The sequence below is a fragment of the Collinsella sp. genome (assembly GCF_052346665.1).
Taxonomy (GTDB): domain Bacteria; phylum Actinomycetota; class Coriobacteriia; order Coriobacteriales; family Coriobacteriaceae; genus Collinsella.
Map to the genome: position 1 here is coordinate 23955 of NZ_DAWDUX010000020.1, position 5365 is coordinate 29319.

Consider the following 5365-nt stretch of genomic DNA (forward strand, 5'->3'; position numbering starts at 1 on the left):
CGCACCTGCTTCATGGAGGTGCTGTCGGCCTTGCGGTCCTGGACGGCGGAGACGTCTCCAACTGCGATTTTGGGGGCGCGGCGTTCACGCTGCTGCTCGGTTGCTCCGGGCGTTACGGACGCCGTTGAGCGCTCCTGTTCGCGATCGGTCTGTGACGTCATCCGTGCCTCCGTGGGTACATCGTGGCCGCGCCGTCGCGACCGTGTACACAGTGTACCCGTCTGTCACGGCGCCGCGCCGGGCATGAGCTGATACACAAGAAGGTTACGCGCTGAGTATGCCGTCGAGCGTGCGCCAGGCGAGCTCGGCACACTTGACGCGCGCGGGCATGTGCGAGATGTCCTTGAGTTGGGCCGCCTCGTCGAGGTCGTCAAAGTCGTCCTCGGTGAGCTCCTCGCCGCGGATCATCGCCAAGAAAAGCCCGGAGAGGCGCTTGGCCTCCTCAACCGTCTCGCCCGTGATGAGGTCTGCCATGATATCCGCTGACGCCTGCGAGATCGCGCAGCCGTGCCCGGTGAAGGCGGCCTCTTCAATGACTCCGTTCTCCACGCGTAGGGAAAGCGTGAGCTCATCGCCGCAGCTGGGGTTGATGCCGTCATGCGTGTGCGTGGGGGCGTCCATCTCGTACTTGTAATCGGGGTGCGAGCTGTGTTCCATGAAGGATGCGGAACGGTAGATGTTACCCATTGAAGACACTCCAGACGTGGTTGAGGGAGTCGATGAAGCGGTCGATGTCGTACTTGTCGTTATAGAAGGCAAGGCTGGCGCGGCAGCAGGCGAGGTTCTCCACGCCGAGCCAGGTGAGGAGCGGCTGGGCGCAGTGGTGCCCTGCGCGGATGCACGCGCCGTCCATGTCCATGATGCTCGCGACGTCGTGCGGATGGATGCCGCGGATGTTGAAACTAACGGCCCCATGGTGCTGGTCCCAGTAGATGGACCCGATGATGTCAACGAAGGGAAGCTCGACCATGCGACTCATGGCGTAATGGACGAGTGCGTGCTCACGCTCGGCAATGGCGTCGTAGCCGACCTTGTTCACGAGGTAGTCCAGCGCCACTCCGGTGGCGTAAATGCCAGCAGCGTCCTGTGTGCCGGCCTCGAACTTCTCGGGCACGGGGGCCCAGACGGCGCCCTGCTCGGTGACGGAGTCGATCATCTCGCCGCCGGTGAGGACGGGGTCGGTTTGGTCGAGCAGCTCCGCACGTCCCCACAGCACTCCCACGCCCATGGGGCCAAGTGCCTTATGTGCGGAGAAGGCGAGGAAGTCGGCGCCGAGCTCGTTCACGTCGACGCGCATGTGCGGGATGGATTGGGCGGCGTCGACCACCATGTAGGCTCCGTTTGCATGAGCGGCCGCGGCGAGTTTGGCGATGGGATTTTCCACGCCCAGGACATTGGAGACGTGCGCGGCGGCGACGATTTTGGTCGCAGGCCCGATCTTGGCAGCGATCTCCTCGTCGGTGATCCGACCGGTTTTGGTGGGGTAGAGGTAGATGAGCTTCGCACCTGCGGCGCGGCACGCCTGCTGCCACGGAATCAGGTTGGAGTGGTGCTCCATGATGGTGATGGCGACCTCGTCACCGGGCTTGAGCACGTGGGGCGCGAAGCCCTTGGCAACAATGTTCAGCGCCTCGCTCGTGTTGCGGCAGAACACCACCTCGTTGGCGCGGGCGCGACCTCGCTCGTCTACCGCGCCCAAGAGCTCGGCGATCTGGGCGCGTACGCGTGCGATGGCCTCGGTCGCCTCAACGGAGAGCGAGTACAGACCGCGCAGGGGATTGGCGTTCATCGTTTCATAGAAGCTCCTTTGAGCTTCGAGAACGCATGCAGGGCGTTGCGCGGTGGCGCCGCTGTCCAAAAAGGCGATGTCCTCTCGCTGGGCGAGGAGCGGGAAGGAGCTTTTATACGGATTGAGCCCGATGTCGACGCGGGGCCATCCGCGACTTACCTCATCAGAGGCATCGAATACGAAACTGGAAGGTGCGGTGCAGGTGTCGCAGGTCACGTTGTCGGTGTCGATCACGCGATCTCCTCCTCAAAATCCGGGACGATCTGGTTGCCCAGGCGGACGACATGGGCGCGAATCGCGTCATTGGGCGCGCGTAGAGCGGCGTCCTCAAGTTTGGCGGAGAGGAACAGGGCCTCCGTCTGCTCTTGGGAAAGGCCGCGACATGCGGCGTAGAAAAGCTGCTCGGGACGCACATGGCCGATGGTGGCACCGTGGTTGCCCGCGACGTCGTCCTCATCGCATAAGATGGTGGGAATGGTCTTGTTGTCCACGCCATGGTTTGCCAACAGGACCGTCTCGCGCTCGGCGCCCTCGGCTCCCTTTGCCCCGTGGATGAGGTCGATGGTGCCACGTAGGCATTTCTTGGACGAGCCGGTGAGCACGCCGTTTGCGTCCATGTTGGAGAGCGTCTTGCGACCGCGATGGCGGATTACGTAGTTGAAGTCGCGCTGTTCGGTACCAGCGGCGAGATAGCTCGTCTCGACGTCGATGCGGGAGCGGTCGCCCCGGAGGTCGGCTGCGAGGCCTGTGGCGGTGAAGCCGCCTGCGAGGACCACATGACGGACGGTCACGCGCGCGTCCTCGTCGAGCACGAAGCCGGAATCCTCCATGAGCGTGACGGCATCGCTGGCGGTGACATAGACCGTGAGGTCGACGCGGGCGCCGCGTCCGGCGAACACACGCAGAGTGGAGCCCATGAAGGTTGGCTGCTCGGCGGTGGAATCGAGGGAGATGGTCACGGCGAAGGTGGCACCGTCCTCGGCGATGATGTCAACGCTGGCACCCGATGCAGTGCCATTCTCAGCAGTAACACGGATGTTCGCCTGCTCGGTCTCACCAGCCTCGGCTGCGAGGACCGCGGTTCCGCCGGCGAGGAAGTTCAGATAGGCGCGGGCGTTGATGCCGATGCCAGTCTCAAAGTCGGCGGCGACATCACCGGCCATCTCGGAGAGGGCGGCGCGCTTCTCGTAGGAGGAAAGGGCGGGGACATCGAGGTCCTCGGCGCCCTTGTCCTTGCGCGTGGCGGCAACGCAGATGGCGCGGGAATCTGCACGGGCGTCGCTGCGTTCGGCGTCGAGGCGCTCCTGCAGGCGAGCGATGGCGCTTTCAAAACTCGTGGTGTTGTCCAGGGTGTCGCCTGCCTCGATTTCGACCTGGCATGTGCGTTCCAGGCCATCGGGGATCTTCACGGTGACGTCGTTCATCTTGAGCCAGCTCCAAGTTGGAGCAGGCATCGCACTTGCATGGCGAATGGTCATACCGTCCATCTTCATTATCCGATAGCCCCTTCCATCTCGAGCTTGATCAGGTTGTTCATCTCGACTGCGTACTCGAGCGGGAGCTCCTTGGAAACGGGATTGGCGAAGCCGTTCACGATCATGGTGCGCGCCTCTTCCTCGGACATGCCGCGGCTCATGAGGTAGAACACCTTATCGTCGCCGATGCGACCAATCGTCGCCTCATGGCCGATGTCCACGTTCTTGGCGCGGATGTCCATCGCGGGGATGGTGTCGGAGCGCGAGATGTCGTCGAGCATGAGCGACTGGCACGACACACTCGCCGCAGAGCCCTCGGCGGCCGGGGTGGCGACGATGGAGCTGCGGAACGTGGAGATGCCTCCGCCCTTGGAGATGGACTTGGTCTCGACCGTGGCGGTGGTGTCGGGCGCGCCGAGCACGACCTTGCAGCCGGTGTCGAGGTTCTGGCCGGCGCCCGCGAAGGTGATGCCGGTGAAGCTCGAGCGGCTCTTGCGGCCCGCGAGCACGCTCATGGGGTAGAGGTAGCCCACGTGGCTGCCAAAGGAGCCCGAGATCCACTCGATCTCGCCCTCCTCCTCGCAGCGGGCGCGCTTGGTGTTGAGGTTGTACATGTTCTTCGACCAGTTCTCGATGGTCGAATAGCGCAGGTGCGCGCGTTTGCCCACGAAGAGCTCTACGGCGCCCGCGTGGAGGTTCGCCACGTTGTACTTGGGTGCCGAGCAACCCTCGATGAAGTGCAGGTCGGCGTCGTCCTCGACGATGATGAGCGTGTGCTCGAACTGACCCGCGCCCGCGGCGTTCAGGCGGAAGTAGCTCTGCAGCGGGAAGTCGAGCTTGACGCCCTTCGGTACGTAGACGAACGAGCCGCCAGACCACACGGCGCCGTGCAGCGCCGCGAACTTGTGGTCGGTGGGCGGGATGAGCGTCATGAACTTCTCGCGGATGATCGCCTCCCACTTGGGCTCGTGGAGTGCCTCCTCGATACCCGAGTAGACGATGCCCATCTTGGAGGCGGTGTCCTGCATGTTGTGGTAGACGAGCTCGGAGTCGTACTGGGCGCCCACGCCGGCGAGATAGCTGCGCTCGGCCTCGGGGATGCCCAGGCGCTCGAAGGTATTTTTGATGTCGTCGGGTACGGAGTCCCAGTCGGCCTTTTGGTCGGTGTTGGGCTTCACGTACGTGACGATGTGGTCCATGTCGAGGCCGTCGATGCCCGGGCCCCAGGTGGGGTTGGGCGTGTTGTGGTAGATCTCGAGGGATTTGAGGCGGCGCTCGAGCATCCAGGCGGGCTCGTTCTTGCGCTCGGAGATCTCGCGGACGATGTCGGGCGTGAGGCCGGCGTCGAGGCGCTCAAAGCCCTCTTCACCGTATGAGAAGTCATAGAGGCTGCGGTCGATGTCCGCGACCTCGGTTCGGTTCTTAGCCATGACTGCGGCCTCCTAGCGGGACTCGCCCGCGGCGAGCTGCTCGGCTGCTTCGCGCTCAAAGGAGTCGAAGCCGTTGGCGTCGATCCACGGGATGAGCGAGGCGTCGTCCTCGCGCACGATGCGGCCGTTCACCATGACGTGGACGCGGTCGACCTCGAGGTGCTCGAGGATGCGCGTGTTGTGGGTGATGATGACAAGCGAGCCGTCGGTGGAGCGGCGGTACGCGTCCATGCCGCGGGACACCACGCCGAGGGCGTCGACGTCGAGGCCGGAGTCGGTCTCGTCGAGGATGGCGAGTTTGGGCTGGAGGAGTAGAAGCTGAAGCATCTCGACCTTCTTCTTCTCACCGCCGGAGAAGCCCACGCCCAGCTCGCGGTTGAGGTAGGCGGTGTCCATGTCGAGCTCGGCGGCGAGCTCCTTCACGCGGCGCCGGAACTCCTTGCCCTTCATCTCGAGGCCGGGGCGCCCGGCGATGCTCGCGCGCAGGAAGCTTGAGAGTGGCACGCCGGGGATCTCGACGGGTGCCTGGAAGGAGAGGAACAGACCTGCGCGGGAGCGCTTGTCGGGGGAGAGGTCGGTGATGTCTTGACCGTCGAAGGTGATGGTGCCCTCGTTCACGGTGTAGACCGGGTCGCCCATGATCACGTGGCCCATGGTGGACTTGCCCGCGC

5 protein-coding genes are annotated in these 5365 nt (G+C 64.3%); all 5 read right to left on the bottom strand.

Annotated features, from left to right (window positions below):
• Window positions 1–264: 264 nt before the first annotated feature.
• Complete coding sequence (sufU, locus tag ACT8II_RS05155; protein ID WP_118653325.1) at window positions 265–687, bottom strand: Fe-S cluster assembly sulfur transfer protein SufU; 423 nt, start codon at window positions 685–687, stop codon at window positions 265–267.
• On the bottom strand, window positions 680–2023 hold the full coding sequence (locus ACT8II_RS05160) for an aminotransferase class V-fold PLP-dependent enzyme (protein WP_443813203.1): 1344 nt from the start codon (window positions 2021–2023) through the stop codon (window positions 680–682). Before ACT8II_RS05160 ends, sufU begins: the two co-directional genes overlap by 8 nt.
• Window positions 2020–3282, bottom strand: a complete 1263-nt coding sequence (locus ACT8II_RS05165) for a SufB/SufD family protein (protein WP_118653329.1) — start codon at window positions 3280–3282, stop codon at window positions 2020–2022. Before ACT8II_RS05165 ends, ACT8II_RS05160 begins: the two co-directional genes overlap by 4 nt.
• Window positions 3282–4694, bottom strand: a complete 1413-nt coding sequence (gene sufB, locus ACT8II_RS05170) for a Fe-S cluster assembly protein SufB (protein ID WP_294158968.1) — start codon at window positions 4692–4694, stop codon at window positions 3282–3284. Before sufB ends, ACT8II_RS05165 begins: the two co-directional genes overlap by 1 nt.
• Window positions 4695–4706: 12 nt before the next feature.
• Window positions 4707–5365 (bottom strand): Fe-S cluster assembly ATPase SufC (sufC, locus tag ACT8II_RS05175; RefSeq protein ID WP_443813205.1); only part of this gene is annotated, 659 nt, incomplete at its 5' end.